Genomic DNA, 20364 nt, shown 5'->3' on the forward strand with positions numbered 1-20364 from the left:
TCTTGTCAGGCGACGCCCATGCCGCCGGTGACGCCGAAGACTTCGCCCGTGATGTAGCTGCCTTCCTGCGACGCCAGCAGAACATAGACCGGAGCGATCTCGACGGGCTGGCCCGGACGACCCAGCGGCACCTGCTCGCCGAACTTCATCACGGCTTCCTGCGGCTGTCCGCCAGACGACTGCAGCGGCGTCCAGAAGGGGCCGGGCGCCACAACATTGGCGCGTATGCCCTTTTCGATCAGCTGCTTGGACAGGGCCTTCGTATAGGCGACGATCCCGGCCTTGGTGGTGGCGTAGTCCAGCAGGATGGCCGAAGGCTCATAGGCCTGGATCGAGGCGGTGGTGATGACCGAGGCGCCCGCCGGCAGATGCGGGACGGCCGCCTGGGCGATCCAGTGCATGGCATAGAGGTTGGTCTTCAAGGTCCTGTCGAAGTCTTCCGACGTCACCTGGGAGATGTCCTCGCGATACTGTTGGCGGCCGGCGTTGATGACCAGGATGTCCAGTCCGCCCAGCTCCGACACGGCCTGTTCAACCATCTGCCGGCACCAGTTTTCATCGGTGATGTCACCGGGGAGGTCGATGGCCTTGCGGCCCTCAGCCTCGATCAGGGCGATGACTTCGGCGGCGTCCTTGCGCTCGGACGGCAGATAGGAGAGGGCCACATCGGCGCCTTCCCGAGCATAGGCGATGGCGGCCGCCCGGCCGATGCCGCTGTCTGCGCCGGTGATCAGGGCCTTGCGTCCTTTCAGCTTGCCGGAACCCTGATAGCTGTCCTCGCCATGATCGGGTTTGGGGTCCATCTCGCGCGCTTCGCCGGGCACGGGCTGCGGTTGGCGCGGGAACGGCGGCTTTGGATATTGCTCGCGCGGATCCTGAAGGGGCAGTCGATCAGTCATGGAACGTCTCCGTTTCGGGCTGGGGGGAAGTGGTCTGCGCCTTGCCGACGGCGGTCAGGGCGGTCAGATGCGCGAGGTGGCTGAGCCCCTGCGGCATGTTGCCGAGGTAGGCGCCGGTGTCCGGGTCGATCATCTCGGTCAGCATGCCCCAGCGGCCGCTGAGGGCTTCGCGTAGGCTGTCGATGCGGGCGCGCGCCTTGTCCGGTTCGCCTAGCGTCGCCCAAGCTTCGGCGATCCAGAAGGAACAGGCGATGAAGCAGCCTTCCTCGGCCTGCATGCCGGAATAGCGATAGTGGAAGACGCCGGCGCCGAGGTGGCGGTCCAGCGCGTCAAGGGTTGCGCGCAGCCGCTCTTCGCCATCGAACCGGAACCGCACGGCCAGGGCCAGGGCGGCGTCCAGCTTGTCGCTGCCCGGATACATCACGAACGCCTGAAGGTTTTCGGACCAGCAATGCGCCTCGACCCAGTCGAAAATCCGGTCGCGCTCGCGCCGCCAGCGATCCCGGCATGTCGTCGGCAGTTGTCCCGCGTCCGCCAGTTCGACCGCGCGGGCCAAGGCCTGCCAGCAGCTGATCTTGGACATGGTGTAGTGCTGCTGATCCTCCAGCTCCCACATGCCCGCGTCCGGCTGTCGCCAGGCGTCGGCGCACTGGTCCGCCAGTTCGGACAACTGCTGGGCGCTGGCGCTGTCGAGGATGTTGCCGCAGCCGACGAAGCGCGAGGCGGTCTCAAAGATGTCGCCGAATACGCCGTGCTGGGCCTGGTCGGCGGCGCGATTACCCGTGACGACCGGACGCGAGCCTTTATAGCCCGGCATGTCCCAGTGCGTTTCCGGCGGCACGAGTGCGCCGTCCAGGCTGTAGCAGACCTTGGCGCCATGGCGCTTCAGCTGCATCAGCAGCCAGCTGAAAGCGGCCTTGGCCTCGGCCTGGGCGCCGGCCGCCAGGAAGGCCTCGATCGTATAGCCGGCGTCGCGCAGCCAGGCGTAGCGATAATCCCAGTTCTTGTCGCCGCCCAGACGCTCGGGCAGGGAGGTCGTGGCCGCCGCGGCGATGGCGCCCGACGGCGAGTACAGCAGCAACTTCAACGCCAGGGCGCTGCGGATGAAGTCGTCGCGATACAGGCCGGGGCAGTTCAAGCGCGCCGCCCAATCCCGCCATTCCTGATCCGACAGGTCGATGCGGGCGTCGATCTCTTCGATGGACGGCACGACCAGCGGTTCGTCGCGTCCAGCGACGATGGCCACGGTGCGCCGCTCGCCTGCGCCGACCACAATGGTTCCGACAATGCCCTCATCGGACCATTCGCATGAGATGCGCGGATCGTGGACGAACAGGCCGAGCACCCGCTCGACATGGAAGACCGTGTGTTCGCCGATCTTCGAATGATACGGATTGGCCGTGTCGCCCCGACGCCCCGGACGCATGTCCAGGGTGAAGGTCACTTCGCCCTCCAGGCCATCGATACGGCGGGCCAGTTCGCACCAGGGCAAACGACCGGCCGTGCCGCTGTTCAGGCTCTCGGTCAGGCGCGCGCGTCCGCTGGCGGTGGTGAACTCCGTCTCCAGCACATTGCTGTCGGGGCGATAGCGGCGGGTCGCCGTGAAGGCCTCGGTCGGCGTGATCGAAAACCGGCCGCCCTCCGGATCCAGTAGGCGGTCGAAAAGGGGCGGCGCATCGATCGCCGGGACGCACCACCAATCGATGCCGCCATCCAGCGCCGACAGGGCCACCGTTCGGCCCTCGCCCAGAACGCCATAATCTTCGAGGGCGACGTAGCCATCAGGACGGAGCGCTTGCGACGAGCGCGCCGGATGGGGCGTGAAGGTCGTCTCTGTCATCGTTTGGACGATCTGATCGCAAAGCCAGCCGTCACGGCAAGGCCCGCAAGGACGCCGACCGCCGCGACCTTGAGCGCCGCGATCTGTCGGCTGGACACGAAGCCGATCAACGGTCTGATCACTCGTACAGTGTCCGGGCCGTCGATCGCCGCCGGACCGTCTTCGGGTTGATCGAGATTGCCCAGGCGGGGCAGTTGGGGGTCGCCCTGTTGTGCCGCGATCATCTTGGCGGCCTGGCGATCCGCCAGCCCTGGCGTGAACTGTTGCGCCAGCGCCATCAGCCATGTCGTGCGACCCACGAAGACCTTGCGGCTGGGGCGCTGCACGGCCGACCAGACGGCGTCTGCACACAGACGGGGATCGAACAGGGGATCTGGAATGACCTGCGCTCGGTCGGTCCGGTTACGTGACCACAAAGGCTGGGGCGTGTTGACGGCCGGCAGATAGACGGTGGTCAGGGTGACATTTGAGGCTGTGGCGATCAGTTCGGCCCGAATGGCCTCGGTGAACCCGTCGACGGCCGCCTTGGCGCCGCAGTAAGCGGCCTGCAGCGGGGCAGGGCGCAGCGCCAATCCCGAGGAAATTTGGATCACCGTCCCTTTGTCCGCCGGCCGCATGACCCGAAGCGCCGCGCGCGTTCCGTAGACCTGAGACAGATAGGTGGTCTCGACGACGCGTCGGTAGTCGGCGTCGGTCAGATCTTCATCGCGCCCGATGACCGTGGACATGGCGTTGTTGACCCAGACATCGATGCCGCCGAAAGCGTCCATGACATCGCGGCCCGCCTGCTCGACGAAGGCCGGATCGGACACATCACCCGCCATGCCGATCACTCGGTCGCCCGAACGATTCAGCTGTTCGACGGCGTTGAAAAGCCGTTCAGCCTGTCTGGCGATCACCACGACCTGCCATCCGGCTCGGGCGAACCGCTCGGCAATCGCGAGACCGATGCCGGCGCTGGCGCCTGTGACGACGATGACCGGCATGGCGATCCTTCTGATCTCGATTGCGGAATGACGATCGCGGTTGCGGCCGAACGGGGAGGCTCTGACAACGACACGTCCGGAGGAAGGTTGCCGACCGAAAGATTGGCGTTGGCGCTCTGCGCAAACGACGACGGTATCGCCAACGGCGGCGCCCCACGCCTGCGGCGCGTTGCGGTCGGTAGTTGAGCCAGACTGATCTTGGACCGACCTCTCGCTCACAGCGCTGTCAGTTTGAGCGTGGAGCGACCCTTGCCCGACCTATTGAAAGCTACAGACGGGCGATAGTGGAGAGGGGGCGGGGTCACACCAACCGTTGCGCAAATCGATCTACCCTCTAGCATTACGTGCGTGGCGAACGAGGTGTAGGTCTTCAATAGGCCAGCGAGGGGTCGGGCGATGGATGTGATGTCATCGGCCCACCGGCGATCTGCGAGCAGGGCGAGCCATAACGCCGCGCAACGGAGCCTCAAACGCTTTCAGCCTGGCAGGGCAAGTTCAGAAGCCGGAGACCTATTGGTCAAGCAATGTCGGAACCTTCATTGCTGCGATCTCACGGGTGCGTCGGGTGATGCCGTACAGCATCCCAAGTTCGCTTTCGTCCCAGTCGATGGCCTGACCTTCGGCCTCTATGCCCAGTGTTTCGATGTGGTCTAGCACGCCCCGCCCATCGGAATGGCGACGACGTAAAGCTCGGGAAGGTCGTGACCTGTCAGATACAGAAGGCCGTCCAGCCCCCGGCCGCCGCCGGAGATGCTCATCGGCGCGATTCGCTCCAGGATCTAGGGCGGCAGGGCCCAGGCTAATGCGCCGTCCACCTTAGCGTCAGGCCGATTGTGCGAGGGCGCAAAGGGGTGATGGCCTGGGCGTCGGGAAGGCGGAAAGGGTCGCTGTAGGCGAAGGTGTTGGCTTCGGTGTCGAACAGATTGTCCACGAAGATCGTCGCGGTCCAAGCCGACGCTTCGACGCCAAAGGCCAGTCTTCCCGTGCCGTAATCGCCCATACGATATTGTTGGCGTCCGTCGAACGTCAGGCGCGACGCGCCGACGTACGAAAGGCCGCCGTCCGCAAGCAACACCAAACGCACGCCCAGCGGACGACGCCAGCTGAAGCCGACATTCGCAGAAGCCCGAGGCACCCCCGGCAAACTCGCGTCTCGGCGGGAATCAAACCGCGCGCTAGGCGAGGTGATGCGTGGGTCGGCGACAAGCCCGTTGGCGAAAAGCTCAAGCGTCTCAGAGGGGCGCCAGTTGGCTTCGACCTCGAAGCCTTTGTCGGCGCCGTCGCCGACGTTAACGACATAGGCCAGGCCGCTGGGCAAAAACTGGTCGCTCTGCACATTGCGCCAGCGTGCGGCGTAGAAGGCGGCGCGGAAGCGGGCGCGACCGTCCGCCGATCGGTACTTGGCCCCAAACTCGGCGTTCCATAGGCTGTCTGGCTTGTACTGGCGCGCCGGTGAATCGGATAGGCCGCTGAAGTCCTGGCCGATGACCCCGGCGGTGTTGAAGCCGCCGGCCCGGTGGCCTTGGCTGACCAAAGCGGACAGATTCAGGCGCTCGCTGGGCTGCCAGGCGAGGGCGATCTTGGGCGTGAAGCCGGCGGATTCCCCGCGTCCGTCGAACGATCGCGAGCGGCTGAACTGTCGAACCAGGGAGGTGGTGTCGTATTCAAGGGCGTAGTAGCGGGCCCCGGCGGTCAGGGTCAGGTCGTGGGGCAGGTCCAGCGACGCTTCGCCATATACGGCGGCCTCGTTCAGCCGGTCGCGCCGCGCCTCTGAATAGACCGTGCGAGGCTCGGGCGTCAGGGCGGACAGGACGGGATTGGTGCGTGTGGTGTTGGACGACACCAGACCGCCGGCCAACCAGCGCCAGCGACCGATATCGGGAGAGGCGAAGTTGGCCTCGCCGACGACCAGATGGATATCCTTGCCTTCGTCCAGCGCGCCAATGCGCCAGCCCGATCCGAAGCGGCGAAGGGCGCTGGAGGCGTCGTAGCGGCTCTTGAAACCATGCTCGACGACCGAGACGGAAGCATTTAGCCGGCCCCAGGCGCCACGTCCCTCGATCGAGGCCGAGCCCTGGTCGAAGCGGTTCTGATGCGGTTCTCGAACCAGATTGGCGCGCCTCAAAGGGCCGAGGCCGCGATAGACGTAGTGGGTGTCCTCGGTGACGATGGACTGGTGAACGACGCCGGCGCGTGCCGTCCAGCCGGGCGCAATCTCCAGCGCGGCGGACAGCCGGCCGCCGCGCCGCGTGCCGTCATTGACCCGCCGCAGGTTCAGTTCGACGTCGTTGATATAGCCGCTGTAGGTCTCGCCATAGAGGGCTGCGCGGATCGCGGCGCGGTCGCCGGCGATAGGCAGGTTGGCGACCAGGCCATAGTCGGAGTTCCAGCCGCCGCCGTCAGTGCGCGACCGGGTCGCAGAGAGCGACAGAGATTCCTCGCCCATCGCCGGAGCCCGCGTGACGATACGCACGACGCCGCCGATGGGGCCGGTGCCGTACAGCGTACCTTGCGGGCCGCGCAGCACCTCGACCCGGTCGATGTCGATCAGCTTCAGATCCGGGTCCGGGGCGGCGTATGTGACCGGCGTCAGGTCGAGGTACAGGCCGACGGTGGATTGGGTCAGGCCGGTGAAGACGCCGTCCGATATGCCGCGCAGCAGGATCTTGTTCCGGCCGGGGCCGAGATTGGTCACCGTCATGCCGGACACGAGGCTGTCCAGTCCCTGCATGCCCGTGACCCCAGCACGGGTGATGCGATCGGCGCCGACCGCCGTCATTGCGGATGAAGAAGACTGGATCAGTTCGGGTCGGCGCGGGGCGGTCACGACGACTTCGCTGACTTGAGCCACGTCTTCCGGCGACGCCACAGCAGCGGCGGGGCGTGGGGCGATCGGTCGAGCGGGAGCGGGCGGCGCGCTCGACTGCCTGCTGATGATCACAGCGCCGTCTTGGCGAATGGCGTGGCGACATCCGCTGCCCGCCAGCAATCGTGTGAGGGCCGCGTCCAGCGACATCCGCCCGCTGATCGCGGGGCTGACGCCGGCGCACGATGTCAAACTGCCGCCCAGTGAAACGCGGGCCTGAAGCGCCAGGTCCAGCAGGGCGTCGTCTACGGACTGGCGCGGAATGTAGATGTCGAGCAGACGCGCATCCGCCTGCGCCGGCGTGCTCAGGGCCGTTGTGGCGAACAGAAAGAGGCTGGGAAGAAGGGCGGCGGCGTGTGGCTTGAACAGGGCGAGGCGTTGGGGCCGCCCGCCCTTAACCGGCCTCACGGGCGTTGACGCGGACTTCGCGCGTCGAGGCGTCCACGCGGACGGGAGCGAAATCCTGCAACTGCTTCAACATCACGGCCTCGTCGCCAATGCGAAGGGCGCCGGTGAACCGCAGCGCCCGAGCCGATGTCGATAGCACGACCGGCTTGTCGAGATAACGCGAAAGATCGTTCGCGACATCAGTCATCAAACGGTTGCGATAGACCAAAACTCCCTGACGCCAGGGTGATGTCTGGTTCGGAGAAACTTGCGACAGGGCCGGGGGCTGCTCGCCGCGCTGCGCCAGCGCCTGACCGGCGACCAGTCGGACCTTGGGCGCGTTGGCAGGGGTTACGGCGACGACGCCCCGTTCGACGGCGACGGCGAAACGGTCGCCATGGTTAAGCACGTTGAAGGCGGTGCCTAGCACCTCAACCTGATGATCGCCGGCGGCGACGATGAACGGATGGGCAGGGTCGTGAGCGATGTCGAAGGCGGCCTCGCCCTCGGTCAGCGACACCGAACGTTTGTCGCCGTCGAACCTGACGTCCATGGCGGAATGGCGGTTCAGATAGACGTGCGATCCATCTTCGAGCGCGACCGTCAGGGGCGCGTCGGTCGTGGCGTAGATCTGCGAGCCCGGCGTCAGCCACATGAACAGGCCGACAGCCAGAGTCACGCTGGCGGCGATGCCGATCGCCGCGCCCAGCCAGGGCGAACGCGTCTTGGTGCGGCGTGCACGCGCGGCGGCGAGGTCGATGACCGGGGCCTCTGTCGGTGCGGAGGCGGCATGGTCATCCAGATCGACCCACAGGCGCTCGACGGCGTCATAGGCGGCGGCGTGGGTCGGCGACGCCTCCAGCCAGTCCTGGAATTCAAGCCAGGCGGATTCGGGCGCATCGTCGTCACGCAGGACGACGAACCAGTGCAGCGCCTTTTCCTCGATGTCGGTTTGTGCGGTCATCCGATCCCAGCCTGGAAGAACGCCGTGCAACGCGCCTCCTGATACCAAGACGGCGCCGCCAAGCTTTCGCCTTCAGACAAATTCCCCCTGAGCGTGGAAAGAATCGGCATCACGGTTGAACCTTGCGGGAGAGAACGCGCAGCGCGTCCATCATGTGCTTCTCGACCGAACTGCGCGAAATGCCCATTTGGACGGCGACCTCGGCATAGCTAACCCCATCGAACTTGTGCAGGCGAAAGACCGTCTGGGTCTTGGCGGGCAGGGTGTCCAAGGCGGCGAGAAGGCGCGCCAGTTTCTCGCGCCCGGCCACGACCGCCTCTGCCGAAGGGGCCGCGTCCAGGTCTTCGGCGGCGCCCGTCTCGTGGTTCAGCTGACGCCACTGGGCGTCGCGGTTGGCCGACCGCTGCCCTGACCGCCAGCGATCCATCAGCAGGTTGGAGGTCAGGCGAAATAGAAAGGCGCGAGGATTGTCCGGCGGCGGGTCGGGATCGAGCGACGAGACCTTCAGATAAATGTCCTGCAGCACATCATCGACATCGCCCGACGCGCCGCCCAGCCGCGCGCGGCAGAACCGGGCAAGATCCTCGCGCTGCTCAAGATAGGCGGCGATCAGGGGATGCGCGGCAGGCGCGGTCAAACGGGCGAAGTCCTCTCGTGCAGCCAAACGGGCCAAGACCTTCAATGCCGTGACGATTTTCATGAGGCAAGGGCTGGTCGGCGGCGTCCTTGTCATGAAGGCGCCGTGTCGCGGCGACGAGCAGGACTCAGATGCGCGCGTTTGCAGGACATGACGGCACGACGGCCCCGGTTCTTTCGGTCGGCTAGGGCGTCGTCGTGTTCGATATCTGGCGCTCGGGCTTTATCCGCCGTCCCTTAAGCAGCTTCGTTGACCATGAGCCGCGCGCGGAAGAAATCGTCTGGCTGCCTGACTGCGGCCCTTACGCCTATATCGCGGACCCGTTCGGGATCACGCGCGACGGCGTGCTGACCGTCTTCGTCGAGGCGTTCGACTATCATGTGCGTCGGGGCGAGATTCACTATCGCCAATACGACGCCGACGACCGGCTGGTGAGGCAGGGCGTGGCCCTGTCCGAGCCCTGGCACCTGTCCTATCCGACCCTCATCGAGGACGGCGGCGAACTCTACATGCTGCCGGAAGGCTACAAGAGCAGCGGGCTGATCCTGTATCGCTGTGTCCGTTTCCCGGATCAGTGGGAGGCGGTGGCCCGCATCGGCGAGGCGGCTGCGATCGATGCGACGGTGGTCAAGCACGACGGCCGTTGGTGGATGTTCCACGCCCTGCCCGGACCGGACGACCGGGCGATGCGCGAACTGCACATCGCCTGGGCCGACAGCCTGACGGGGCCTTGGACGCCGCATCCGGCCAATCCGGTGCTGAGCGGTTTTCAGACCTCGCGTCCGGGCGGCTCGGCGTTCCTGCACGACGGCGCGCTTCATCTGCCGGTGCAGGACTGCGCTGTGACCTATGGCGCGGCGATCAATCTGCTGCGGATCGATGGGTTGTCGCCGGACGCGTTTTCGGCGGTGGTCGTGAAACGGTTCGAGCCGGGGCATCTGCTGGGCGGGTACGGCGACGGCTTGCACACTCTGTCGGGTCACGGCGACGTCACCTTCATCGACGTGAAGGGCATCCGCCAGTCGTCGGCGGAGCCATGGCTGAAGGCCGGCTTCAAGGCGCGTCGCCTGCTGGGCCTGAACGGGCCGCGCGGTCGTCGCGCCACCGGCGCCGCCGTCCATCCCAAGATTTTCGAGACCGCTTCCGTTCGGAAGGAAGGCTAGACCATGCGTATCGCCGTCGTTCTGCCGCGGGGCTGCACCTTCTGTCCGGACAAGACCAACTCGATGGAGACAGTGGTGCGCACGCTGTCGGCGCACAGCCGTTTGAATCGGCTGGTGACGCTGATCGCCGATGCCGGCGGGCCGACGCCGGCGGGCGTGCAGATGGTGACGGTGCCGGCCGGGCTGGGCCGCAAGGCGCGAAATGCGGCGGTGATGGACGTTCTGAAGAAACTGTCGCCGGACATCGTGGAATATCATCAACAGCTGAAGGCGGCCTCGGAGTTGGCGAGACAACTGCCTGACGCGATCCACGTTCTTTATCGCCACACGCGGATCAAGCCGTCGCGCAATTTGATCGAACGTCTGCGATACGGTCGACGCCTCGCGCGGTTCGACCGGCTGGTGTTCGTCAGCCGGGCGGCGGGTGAAGAGTTCGCAACGGATTATCCGCGTCTGGCCGGGCGTATTTCGTCGGTTTGCAATCCGATCGAAAGCGACGTCTGGCGTGCATCGCCCGAGCAGCGCGAGAAGCTGATCCTGTTTGCGGGACGGGCGATGAAGGACAAGGGGCTGGACCTGTTCTGCACCGCTCTAGCCGAGACGCTGGATTGCTACCCCGACTGGCGCGGCGCGTTGATGCTAGGCGACTGGGACAAGCATCAGGATTGGGCTGCGCCACAGGTGCGGATGCTGGAGCGGTTCGGCGACCGGGTCGAAATACACAAATCAGCGTCGCTGGACGCGGTGCGAGCGATGACGCAGCGCGCCGCCATCGCGGTCACGCCTTCGCGGGTGCGCGAGGCCCTGGGACTGGCGGCGCTGGAGGCCCATGCGGCGGGCGCGGCGCTGATCTCGTCGGGACGCGGCGGCTTGCGCGAAGCCAGCGGCGAATATGCGCTGTATGTCGATGTCGAGGAGGCCGGCTCTCTGACGAGCGCCATGATGCGTCTGGTCGAACACCCCGATGAACGTCTGGCCCTGGCGCGTGGCGGGCAGACCTATGTCGAGCGGGTGCATTCGCCGGCAGCGCGCGCCGCCGAGTTGGACGCCTTGCGCGAGGCCTTGGTCGAAAAGGCGTTCGTCACGCCGAAGCCGACGCTGCGAAGGCGCCCTCTTTTGGGGCCGGCGGCGTCGCTGACCCGGCTTCAGGGCTAGGCTTCAGCCTCTTCGGATAAAGCTGTCGTAAACGTGGGTTACCGCGTCGAACCGCACGCGCGTCGGCTGGTCGCCCAAGGGGGCAGCCTGGAAGTTGAGATCAATTAATCCTGCGGCAACGGGATCGGCGATCTTGTCGGTGTTCCAGCCCAGCAGAAGGCGACCGCCCGGGCGTAGGATGGCCGCCAGAGCCTTCAAGGCCTGCTGCTGCTGGTCGGGACTGTCGACGCCATAACCCAGCACGCCGTTGCAGACGACGGCGTCGAAGGTCAGGTCCGAGAACAGCCGATCCGCCTCGCATATGTCGCCGGTGCGGTGGCGACCTTCGCGGCCCCAGCGTGCGGCCGCCGGATCGATGTCGGTGGTCCAGACCTCGCCGCCCTGCGCCTCCAGCAAGGCGTAGTCGTCCAGAGTATACTCGCGGCAACCGACCCACAGGATGCGCCCGCCGTCGGCCGCCAACGCTGGAACATAGCTGTCGGCCATCACCTGTCGGTCGGGCAGGGCGCGGATTCGCGCCGCCTTGGCGGACCGTCGCCTGCGGTCGGCGTCCTTACCGAAGATCAGACCCCTGACGAGCGTTCCCAGACCCACGTGCTTCCCCTTGGACTGTTCGATACGGTTGTTATCGAGGGGGCGGCGATCTGTCTCGCGCTTTTCCGGGCGTTTCGGGTCGCCGGGCTTTGATGTGGCGAAACGACCGCCTACTGACGGCGCATGATCCAGGACGTTCCTCCCCCCGTCACGCCCACCGCCTTGCCCGAGATCGTCGTCACCGCCGCGCGTCTGCCGCCGGCGGCGGCTGATGCTGCGTTTTCGGTGGTGCGGATCGACGAGGCGGTGCTGTCCAGGTCGTCGCGTCTGGACGAGGCATTGCGATCCGTGCCGGCGGTGTCGCTGTTTCGACGCACCAGCAGCGCGGCGACCAATCCGACGACGCAAGGGATTTCGCTGAGGGCCATCGCGCCGTCTGGGGCAGGACGGACGCTAGTGATGCTGGACGGCGTGCCGCTGAACGATCCGTTCGGGGGCTGGGTCATCTGGTCCCAGGCGACGCCGGAATCTCTGGAGAGCCTGGATGTGATCCGGGGCGCGGGCTCGGGCCCCTATGGCGCGGGCGCGCTGACGGGCACGATCACCCTGCGTGAACGCGGGAAAGGCGGCGCGCTCGATGTGTCCGCGTCCGAGCGCGGCGGCTTGCGGGCGGCGGGGTCCGCCTCCACGCGACTGGGACCTCTGGCGGTGACGTTGAGCGGGTTGCGCGAAGTCAGCGACGGCTATGTGCCGGTGCGCGGGCCGGCGGCAGGCGCCGCGGACACGCCGCTGGATCTCGACAGCCGAAGTGCAGCGCTTCGGGTCGATACGGCCTTGGGTCAGGCGAACCTGTCGGTCAGGGCGGCGACGTGGGAAGAGGATCGCGGATCGGGTCTGGCCGGAACGCGCGCCAACGCCAGCGGCCACAGCCTGAGCGCGACGGCGGCGCAGACGCCAACGGCCGACGGCTATGGCTGGCGGCTACAGGCGTGGCGGATCGACAGCAATCTGGCCAACAGTTCGGCCTCGGTGTCGGCCGATCGATCGACCACGACGCCGGCCAACGATCAGTTCAAGACGCCCGCGACGGGATGGGGACTGAATGCGGCGCTGCGCCGCCGCATGACCGATTTCGCGGGCGGACGGCTAGAGTGGGAGGTGGGTGCCGATGCGCGCTTCAACGACGGCGAAACCAACGAACTGTTCAGCAATCCGACAGGAGCCGGCTTCACCCGCATTCGGCGTGCGGGCGGGGAGACGGCGGTGGCCGGGGCCTATGTCGATGCGTCTTGGACGGCAGCCGACTGGCTGGTGGCCGGCGGACTGCGGGTGGATCGGTGGGAGAATGCCGGCGGATTCCGTCAGGAGAACACGCTGGCGACCGGCGCCGTCCTGCTGAATGAAAGCGATCCGGATCGGTCGGGCGAGGTGGTCAGCGCGCGCCTGGCCGTGCGGCGTGATCTGGGCGGCGGCTATGCGGCGCGGGCGGCGGCCTATTCCGGGTTCAGGCCCGCCACGTTGAACGAACTGCATAGGCCATTCCGCGTCGGCAACGACATCACCGAGGCCAACGCCGCCCTGACGCCGGAAACGCTGAAGGGCGTGGAGACGGGATTGGCCTTCGACCGCGAGGGCGTGCGTTGGGGCGCGTCTGTGTTTTGGAACCAGATCGAGGACGCCATCGTCAATGTGACGCTCGGGTCCGGGCCGGCGACCTTCCCGCGTGCGGGGTTCGTGCCGGCGGGCGGCGTGCTGCGCCAGCGTCAGAACGCCGGGACCATCGACGCCTGGGGCGTGGAACTGACGGGGGCGCTGGACCTGTCGTCAGCCGTGTCGCTGAACGCCGCTGCGTCCTGGACCGATGCTGAGATCGACGGCGGATCGTCCGCCGCGCAGCTGACCGGTTTGCGTCCTGCCCAAGCGCCGGAATGGAGCGCGACGGCTGGGCTGGATTGGCGCGCGACCGATCGACTGACCCTGGCGCTGGCGGCACGTTATGAATCGAGCCGGTTCGACGACGACCTGAACAGCCGGGTGCTGGACGCCGCCATGACGCTGGATGCGCGAGCAGAGTGGGCCTTCACGCCAAACGCGACCCTTTGGATGGCGGCGGACAATCTGTTCGACGAGGATGTCGAGGTGTCGGAAACGGGCACGGGCGTCGCCGCATACGGCCCGCCGCGAACGGTCAGCATCGGTCTGCGGTTGAGCTATTGAGAACGCGGACCGGCTGTCTTCTCGACCAGGTTTTTGCGCGACGCACAGATTTCGTCCGCCTGACGGGTGAAAATGACCTTCAATGCTGTTGCGCGAGGCCGCTGGCGCGCTAAGCGCTAAAGGCGGTCGATCCACGGCCGCTGATCCCAACGACGAGCCTGTCATGTCCGAAGAATTCTACCGCATGAAGCGGTTGCCGCCCTATGTCATCGCCGAGACCAATGCGATGCGCGCGGCGGCCCGTGCGGCGGGCGAGGACGTGATCGATCTGGGGATGGGCAACCCCGACCTGCCGCCACCCCAGCATGTGATCGACAAGCTGATCGAGGTGGCCAGGAAGCCCGACGCCCACGGCTATTCAGCGTCACGCGGCATCCCCGGCCTGCGCCGCGCCCAGGCCAACTATTACGGCCGCCGCTTCGGCGTCGATGTGGATCCCGAGACCGAGGTGATCGTCACCATGGGCTCCAAGGAGGGGTTGGCCAGTCTGGCTACCGCCATCACCGAGCCGGGCGACGTGATCCTAGCGCCCAATCCGTCCTATCCGATCCACACCTTCGGCTTCATCATCGCCGGCGCCGCGATCCGCAGCGTGCCGACCACGCCGGACGAGAAATATTTCGAGGCGCTGGAGCGGGCCATGGCCTTCACCGTGCCCCGGCCCAAGATCCTGGTCATGAACTATCCGTCGAACCCGACCGCGGAGACGGTCGATCTGGCCTTCTATGAACGCGTCGTGGACTTCGCCAAGGCGAACGATCTGTGGATCATCAGCGATCTGGCCTATTCGGAGCTCTATTACGACGGCAAGCCGACGGTCTCGATCCTGCAGGTTCCGGGCGCCAAGGACGTGGCGATCGAGTTCACCTCCCTGTCCAAGACCTACAGCATGGCGGGCTGGCGCATGGGGTTTGCGGTCGGCAATAAGAAGCTGATCGCGGCGATGACGCGGGTGAAATCCTACCTCGACTACGGCGCCTTCACGCCGATCCAGGCGGCGGCGTGCGCCGCGCTGAACGGACCGCAGGACATCGTCGAGCAGAACCGCAAACTCTATCACCGCCGGCGCGATGTGCTGGTCGAGAGTTTCGGCCGCGCGGGCTGGGACATTCCCAAGCCGGCCGCTTCCATGTTCGCCTGGGCGCCCTTGCCGCCGGCGCTGAAGCATCTGGGCAGTCTGGAGTTTTCCAAGCAGTTGCTTACCCACGCCAAGGTCGCGGTGGCGGCGGGCGTGGGCTATGGCGAGAACGGCGAGGGCTTCGTGCGCATCGCCATGGTCGAGAACGAACAGCGCATCCGCCAGGCCGCGCGCAACATCAAATCCTATCTGAAATCGCAGGGCGTCAATGTGCCGCCCAGCCGGGAAGACTGACTATGCCGTCTGGACTGATCGCGCTGCTGGACGACGTCGCCGGCATCGCAAAGCTGGCGGCCGCGTCGCTGGATGACGTGGGAGCGGCGGCCGGCAAGGCCTCGACCAAGGCCGCCGGCGTGGTGGTGGACGATGCGGCGGTGACGCCGCGCTATGTTATGGGCCTGTCGCCCAGCCGCGAGCTGCCGATCATAAGCAAGATCGCGCTCGGGTCGTTTCGCAACAAGCTGATCTTCATCCTGCCGGTGGCCCTGGTGCTCAGCGCCTTCGCGCCCTGGGCAATCACCCCGATCCTGATGTGCGGCGGGACCTATCTGTGTTTCGAGGGGGCGGAAAAGCTGCTGGAGGCGATGGGGCACGGCGGGCATGAGAATGCCACGCCGGTCGCGCGCGATGCAGCGGCGCTGGAGAAGACAACGGTGTCGGGGGCGGTGCGCACCGACCTGATCCTGTCGGCCGAGATCATGGCCATCGCTCTGGCCGATGTGGCGGCGCAGCCGATCCTGACCCAGGCCGCTGTGCTGGCTGTGGTCGGCATCGCCATGACCGTCGTCGTCTATGGCGCGGTCGGATTGATCGTGAAGATGGACGACATCGGCCTGCATCTGGCTCAACGGCCCAATGGCGGGGTGCGCGCTTTGGGGCGGGGTCTGGTCAAGGGCATGCCGATGGTGATGAGCGCCCTGTCGGCGATCGGCACGGCGGCCATGCTGTGGGTCGGCGGCGGCATTCTGCTGCATGGTTCCCATACGCTGGGGCTGCACTGGCCGGCGGTACCGGTCGAGCATCTGTCGCATGCCGTCGGCGAACTGTTCGGGCCGTTGGCCGGCGTGATGAGCTGGCTGACGACGGCGGTGGCCTCGGCCGTGATCGGGCTGATCGTCGGCGGGGTGGTGGTGCTGGTCCTGCATCAGGTCGCGCGCCTGCGGTCCAAGGAATCGCACTAGGAGCGAGCCGGGCTGTCACGCGGGCGCCATCCGCAACAGCTAGAGGCCGCACGGCTGTTGTTGGAGTTGTTCATGTCCCTGTCGCGTCACGTCGCCGCCGCGTGTCTGGCCGTCTTGTCGATCGCGGGCGCCGCCTGTGCGGGCGCGCCGGTCGCCCAGCCGCCGGTTCAGGCCGCCGCGCCTCAGGCATCGGCTGCGGCCCTGACGCCGCCCAAACTGATCGTGACCATCGTGGTCGATCAGTTCAGCGCCAACCTCTTCAACCAGTATCGCAGCCGCTACAGCGGCGGCCTGCTTCGGTTGGCCGACCAGGGGCTGGTGTCGATCAACGGCTATCAGACCCATGGTCTGACCGAGACCTGCCCCGGGCACTCCACCGTTCTGACCGGCATGCACCCGGCCGAGACCGGCATTCCCGCCAACGACTGGATCGACGGCAAGACCGGCAAGGAGGTCTATTGTCTGGCCGCGCCGCAGAACCATCTGGCGCACGGGCGTGACGACACCGACAACGGACCGGTGGGCCCGGACCAGCTGCGTGCGACGACGCTGGGCGACTGGTTGAAGGCCGTCAGTCCGGACAGCAAGGTCATGGCGGTGTCGGGCAAGGATCGCGGGGCGATCAATCTGGCCGGTCATCAGGGGCAGGCCTTCTGGTTCACCGACGGGTTTGGATTGACGACCTATGTCGAGCCGGGACAGACGGCCGAGGCCAAGTTGGCGCCGGTCGCAGCGTTCAACCGTGACTTCAACGCCTGGACGGCGGCGACGCCGGTGACCTGGGACTATCAGAACGCGGACTGCCGGGCGCTGGCGGGCGACTGGACCATTCGCGGCCAGACCTTCCATTCGGTGCTGCCGCCGGCGGGGCTGAAGTTCGACACCTCGCCGTTGCTGGACGAGCAGACGCTGAAGGCGGCGGAATATCTGCTGGACAGCCAGAAGCTGGGGCAGGGGACAGCGACCGACATGCTGGGCGTCAGCCTGTCGGCCACCGACCGGATCGGGCATATGTACGGCACCCAGGGGCCGGAGATGTGCGAGCAGATGCACCGGCTGGATGCGGCGCTGGGCGCCTTCCTGGACAAGCTGGCCCAGGTTCCCGGCGGCGCGCTGGTGGTTCTGACGGCCGATCACGGCGGCTCGGACTTCGTCGAGCGGCTGCATGAGCATGGCTATCCGCAGGCGCACCGCGCCGACACCGATGCGATCAAAGGCTTCAACGCCGCGTTGAAGGCGCGCTTCAATCTGGACGCCGATCCGCTGCAGTCCGGCGGAAGCGGCTGGATGGTCGCCGATGCGGATCATAAGTCGCTGCCCGATCCGTTGCGGACACAGGTGGCGGAGGCGGCGGTCGAGATGCTGCGCGCCCTGCCTGAAGTGGCCTTCGCCGAGACGCGCGACCGGCTGCTGGCCGAGCCTCTGCCGGATAGCCGGCAGCCCGAGATGATGACGGTGCGCGAGCGGATGCGACTGTCGACCGTCGCCGAGCGATCGCCCGACATCCAGTTCGCCTGGACCCAGAACACCACCTCGGGCGGCCGCGTCGGCTCGACCCTGGCCGGACACGGCACGCCGTGGGAATATGACCGGCGCGTGCCGATCATCTTCTGGTGGCCAGGCGCCAAGGCCGAGGAGCGGTTTCTGCCGATCCGGACCGTCGATATCGCCCCGACCCTCGCCCATGTGATCGGCGTCCCCGCGCCGCAGGTGGAGGGCCGGTGCATCGATCTGAACGGGTTCGCCGTTGCGACTTGCGGGGCGGCGGCCAGATAAACTCCTGTTTCCGGCCGTCAACTCATGTTTCCTGAGGGGAAGGCGGCCTTACGCAGCGCAGGTTTCGTTGGCAGAAGAGGGCGAAATCGCCCAGGCGGCCCCGTTTTGCCGTCCGAGGGAGCCAACAGGAAACGTCATGAACCGAGCCCGTCGCGCGCGCATCGTCGCCACCCTGGGACCCGCCAGCCGTGCGCCCAGCACCGTCAAGGCGCTGGCCCAGGCGGGGGTGGATGTCTTTCGCCTGAACTTCAGCCACGGGTCGCATGAGGATCACGCCGCCGCGTTGAAGGCGGTGCGCGGCGCTGAAATGGCTTTGCAGCGTCCGCTGGGCGTGTTGGCCGACCTTCAAGGGCCGAAGCTGCGTTTGGGGCGGTTCAAGGACGTCGAAATTGCGGTCAAGCCGGGCCACACCATGCGTTTCGATCTGGACCCGACGCCCGGCGACGAGACGCGGGTGCAGATGCCGCATCCCGAAATCTTCAAGGCGCTGCGCAAGGGCATGCTGTTGCTTCTGGACGACGGCCGGGTGCGTCTGCGTGTGGGCGAGCGAACCGATGAGTGGGCGGATGTGACGGTCGAGAGCGGCTCGAAGCTGTCGGACCGCAAGGGCGTGGCGGTGCCGGAGGCGGTGATCCCGGTCTCGGCCCTGACGCCCAAAGACCGTGAAGACTTGGCCTTCGCCCTGCGGATGGGCGTGGACTGGGTGGCGCTCAGCTTCGTGCAGAAGCCCGAGGACATGGCCGAGCTGAAGCGGATCGTGAATGGTCAGGCGGCCTGCCTCGCCAAGATCGAGAAGCCGGCGGCCTTGGCCGATCTGGAAGCCATCCTGGACTATTGCGACGGGGTGATGGTGGCTCGCGGCGATCTGGGCGTCGAGCTGGATCCCGAGGATGTGCCGGTGGCGCAAAAGCAGATCGTGCGCGCGGCCCGCAATCGCGGCGTGCCGGTGATCGTGGCCACCCAGATGCTGGAATCCATGACCAGCGCCCCGGCCCCGACCCGCGCCGAGGCGACCGATGTGGCCAATGCGGTATATGAGGGCGCGGACGCCCTGATGCTGTCGGCCGAGACGGCGTCGGGCGACTATCCGCTGGAATCCGTCGGCATCATGAGCCGGATCATCGAGCGGGTCGAACGCGATCCGATGTGGCCCAGCCTGATGGGCGCCGAACACGCCGGCATGGACGAGCATGACGTGGACGCCCTGGTCGGGGCTGCGCGGATGGCGGCGAATGCGCCCTCGACAGGCTGTCTGGTGGTGTTCACGACCCTGGGCGGCACCGCGCGGCGGATGGCGCGCGAGCGGCCGCTGAAGCCGATCCTGGTGCTGACGCCCAATCCCAACACCGCGCGGCGGCTGGCCCTGGTCTGGGGGCTGGAGCCGCGTCTGGGCGAGCAGCCGGACTCGCTGGAGGCCGTCACAGATGACGCCGTCAACAGCGCGGTGAAATATGGTCTGGCCGAGCCGGGCCAGCGCATCCTGATCCTGGCGGGCACGCCGTTCGGGGCGCCCGGTGCGGCCAATCTGCTGCGATTGGCTCACGCGCCTGCAGCGACGTCGAAGGGCCGCAAGAAGAGCTAGAGAGCGATCTCGCGCCGCTCCGCCGCGCTGCGCAGACCGGCATCGAGGATGCGCATGACGGTCAGGGCCTGATCGGCTGGGACGGGCGGCGGGCCCTTGCCGAGGATCGCGTCGCGCATGGCCGCGTAGAAGGCGGGATAGTCGCCGCGCTCGGGCGTCGGCGTGGCGCGGACCGTTTCGCCGTCGATCTGTTTCGTCAGCACGCCGGGCGAAGGATCGACGCCCCAGTCCGTGTCGCCGGGACGCAGGCCGGCCTTGCACTGCCCCTCCTGGGCGTCGAGGCCGTGTTTGATGAAGCTGCCGCCCGCGCCGTGGACGGCGTAGCGGAGGCTGGCCTCGGCGGCGAGGTGGCTCATGTTCAGGATGACCCGCAGCCGGTCATAGCGCAGCAGGACGTGGGCGTAGTCGATGGCCGTGCCGCCGACCCGTTGGGCCTGGAGATCGGCATAGACGGCCAGGGGCGGGCCGAACAGTTGCACCGCCTGGTCGATGAGGTGCGGGCCCAGGTCGGCCCAGACGCCGCCGTCGCGCTGGTCCTTCCAACGGTCCGTGACGGCCGGACGAAAGCGGTCGTAGTGGCTTTCGAACACGGCGACGTCGCCCAGTTCGCCCTGGTCGATCAGGCCGCGCAAAGTCAGGAAGTCGGCGTCCCAACGGCGGTTCTGGAAGACGCTGAAGACGCCCGGCGATGACGCTGCAACGGCGGCGACGCTTTCCGCGTCAGCCAGGGTCGCCGCGAAGGGTTTGTCCACCACCACCGACTTGCCGGCCCTCAGCGCGGCGATCGACTGTTCGGCGTGCAGGGCGTCGGGGGTGGCGACGACGATCAGGCCGATGTCCTCGCGGGCGAGGGCAGCCTCCAGATCGGGGAGGACCTCGACGTCGGGCAGGTCGGCGTGGACCGCTTCGGGCCGGGACGAGACGACGGCGGCCAGGTGCAGGCCGGGGGTCGCCGCGATCAGGGGGGCGTGGAAGGTCTGGCCCGCCAGGCCGTAGCCGACGACGGCGACGCCGATGGGTGCGTGTGAGGTCATGCCCC

The 20364-nt window shown here is 67.1% G+C and carries 15 protein-coding genes and 1 pseudogene; 7 read left to right on the forward strand and 9 right to left on the reverse strand.

Annotated features, from left to right (window positions below; translation table 11 throughout):
* Positions 1–5 precede the first annotated feature (5 nt).
* The 7 genes and pseudogenes from QRN13_RS13145 to QRN13_RS13175 form a co-directional block, all read right to left on the reverse strand.
* On the reverse strand, positions 6–899 hold the full coding sequence (locus QRN13_RS13145; RefSeq protein ID WP_284878245.1) for an SDR family oxidoreductase: 894 nt from the start codon (positions 897–899) through the stop codon (positions 6–8).
* A complete protein-coding gene (locus QRN13_RS13150) occupies positions 892–2739 on the reverse strand; it encodes a glycoside hydrolase family 15 protein (RefSeq protein WP_284878246.1) in 1848 nt (615 codons plus the stop codon). Before QRN13_RS13150 ends, QRN13_RS13145 begins: the two co-directional genes overlap by 8 nt.
* Complete coding sequence (locus QRN13_RS13155; RefSeq protein WP_284878247.1) at positions 2736–3725, reverse strand: SDR family oxidoreductase; 990 nt, start codon at positions 3723–3725, stop codon at positions 2736–2738. Before QRN13_RS13155 ends, QRN13_RS13150 begins: the two co-directional genes overlap by 4 nt.
* A 510-nt stretch (positions 3726–4235) precedes the next feature.
* Positions 4236–4522: pseudogene (locus tag QRN13_RS13160) on the reverse strand (hypothetical protein); the annotation flags it as partial.
* 2 nt (positions 4523–4524) lie between these two features.
* The gene (locus QRN13_RS13165) at positions 4525–6999 is read right to left on the reverse strand and encodes a TonB-dependent receptor (protein ID WP_502868597.1); all 2475 of its coding nucleotides are present in this window, start codon (positions 6997–6999) and stop codon (positions 4525–4527) included.
* Positions 6986–7942, reverse strand: coding sequence for a FecR family protein (locus QRN13_RS13170; protein WP_284878248.1), 957 nt, complete (start codon positions 7940–7942; stop codon positions 6986–6988). The genes QRN13_RS13165 and QRN13_RS13170 overlap by 14 nt, the downstream gene beginning before the upstream one ends.
* A gap of 109 nt (positions 7943–8051) precedes the next feature.
* Positions 8052–8579 carry an RNA polymerase sigma factor gene (locus QRN13_RS13175; RefSeq protein ID WP_284878249.1) on the reverse strand — a complete coding sequence of 176 codons (528 nt, stop codon included), beginning with the start codon at positions 8577–8579 and terminating at the stop codon, positions 8052–8054.
* 197 nt (positions 8580–8776) lie between these two features.
* On the opposite strand from QRN13_RS13175, the gene QRN13_RS13180 reads away from it, so the two are divergent.
* Together QRN13_RS13180 and QRN13_RS13185 are read left to right on the forward strand one after the other, a co-directional pair.
* Complete coding sequence (locus QRN13_RS13180) at positions 8777–9742, forward strand: glucosamine inositolphosphorylceramide transferase family protein (RefSeq protein WP_284878250.1); 966 nt, start codon at positions 8777–8779, stop codon at positions 9740–9742.
* Positions 9743–9745: 3 nt separating this feature from the next.
* Positions 9746–10897 (forward strand): glycosyltransferase family 4 protein, encoded by a 1152-nt coding sequence (locus QRN13_RS13185; protein WP_284878251.1) that lies wholly within the window; start codon positions 9746–9748, stop codon positions 10895–10897.
* A gap of 3 nt (positions 10898–10900) precedes the next feature.
* On the opposite strand, the gene QRN13_RS13190 is transcribed toward QRN13_RS13185, so the two are convergent.
* Complete coding sequence (locus tag QRN13_RS13190; protein ID WP_284878252.1) at positions 10901–11491, reverse strand: class I SAM-dependent methyltransferase; 591 nt, start codon at positions 11489–11491, stop codon at positions 10901–10903.
* A 123-nt stretch (positions 11492–11614) separates the two neighbouring features.
* Here QRN13_RS13190 and QRN13_RS13195 point away from each other — a divergent pair, with 123 nt between their 5' ends.
* The 5 genes from QRN13_RS13195 (at position 11615) to pyk (ending at position 19325) form a co-directional block, all read left to right on the forward strand.
* A complete protein-coding gene (locus QRN13_RS13195) occupies positions 11615–13648 on the forward strand; it encodes a TonB-dependent receptor (RefSeq protein ID WP_284878254.1) in 2034 nt (677 codons plus the stop codon).
* A gap of 163 nt (positions 13649–13811) precedes the next feature.
* Entirely contained in the window at positions 13812–15020 is a 1209-nt protein-coding gene (locus tag QRN13_RS13200; protein ID WP_055753360.1) for an LL-diaminopimelate aminotransferase, read from the forward strand.
* Positions 15021–15022: 2 nt separating this feature from the next.
* Entirely contained in the window at positions 15023–15967 is a 945-nt protein-coding gene (locus QRN13_RS13205) for a DUF808 domain-containing protein (RefSeq protein WP_284878255.1), read from the forward strand.
* 72 nt (positions 15968–16039) lie between these two features.
* On the forward strand, positions 16040–17743 hold the full coding sequence (locus QRN13_RS13210) for an alkaline phosphatase family protein (RefSeq protein ID WP_284878256.1): 1704 nt from the start codon (positions 16040–16042) through the stop codon (positions 17741–17743).
* A 136-nt stretch (positions 17744–17879) separates the two neighbouring features.
* A complete protein-coding gene (pyk, locus tag QRN13_RS13215) occupies positions 17880–19325 on the forward strand; it encodes a pyruvate kinase (RefSeq protein WP_045810132.1) in 1446 nt (481 codons plus the stop codon).
* Here the strand turns inward: pyk and QRN13_RS13220 are convergent.
* Complete coding sequence (locus QRN13_RS13220) at positions 19322–20359, reverse strand: oxidoreductase (RefSeq protein ID WP_284878257.1); 1038 nt, start codon at positions 20357–20359, stop codon at positions 19322–19324. The genes pyk and QRN13_RS13220 overlap by 4 nt on opposite strands.
* Between the last annotated feature and the right edge of the window lie 5 nt (positions 20360–20364).

The sequence above is a fragment of the Brevundimonas sp. MEB006b genome (genome assembly GCF_030209705.1).
Classification (GTDB): domain Bacteria; phylum Pseudomonadota; class Alphaproteobacteria; order Caulobacterales; family Caulobacteraceae; genus Brevundimonas.

Coding starts and splice junctions, on each gene's coding strand:
- QRN13_RS13145 (WP_284878245.1), bottom strand. CDS start 899: ATGACTGATCGACTGCCCCTTCAGGATCCGCGCGAGCAATATCCAAAG.
- QRN13_RS13150 (WP_284878246.1), bottom strand. CDS start 2,739: ATGACAGAGACGACCTTCACGCCCCATCCGGCGCGCTCGTCGCAAGCG.
- QRN13_RS13155 (WP_284878247.1), bottom strand. CDS start 3,725: ATGCCGGTCATCGTCGTCACAGGCGCCAGCGCCGGCATCGGTCTCGCG.
- QRN13_RS13170 (WP_284878248.1), bottom strand. CDS start 7,942: ATGACCGCACAAACCGACATCGAGGAAAAGGCGCTGCACTGGTTCGTC.
- QRN13_RS13185 (WP_284878251.1), top strand. CDS start 9,746: ATGCGTATCGCCGTCGTTCTGCCGCGGGGCTGCACCTTCTGTCCGGAC.
- QRN13_RS13195 (WP_284878254.1), top strand. CDS start 11,615: ATGATCCAGGACGTTCCTCCCCCCGTCACGCCCACCGCCTTGCCCGAG.
- QRN13_RS13200 (WP_055753360.1), top strand. CDS start 13,812: ATGTCCGAAGAATTCTACCGCATGAAGCGGTTGCCGCCCTATGTCATC.
- QRN13_RS13205 (WP_284878255.1), top strand. CDS start 15,023: ATGCCGTCTGGACTGATCGCGCTGCTGGACGACGTCGCCGGCATCGCA.
- QRN13_RS13210 (WP_284878256.1), top strand. CDS start 16,040: ATGTCCCTGTCGCGTCACGTCGCCGCCGCGTGTCTGGCCGTCTTGTCG.
- pyk (WP_045810132.1), top strand. CDS start 17,880: ATGAACCGAGCCCGTCGCGCGCGCATCGTCGCCACCCTGGGACCCGCC.
- QRN13_RS13220 (WP_284878257.1), bottom strand. CDS start 20,359: ATGACCTCACACGCACCCATCGGCGTCGCCGTCGTCGGCTACGGCCTG.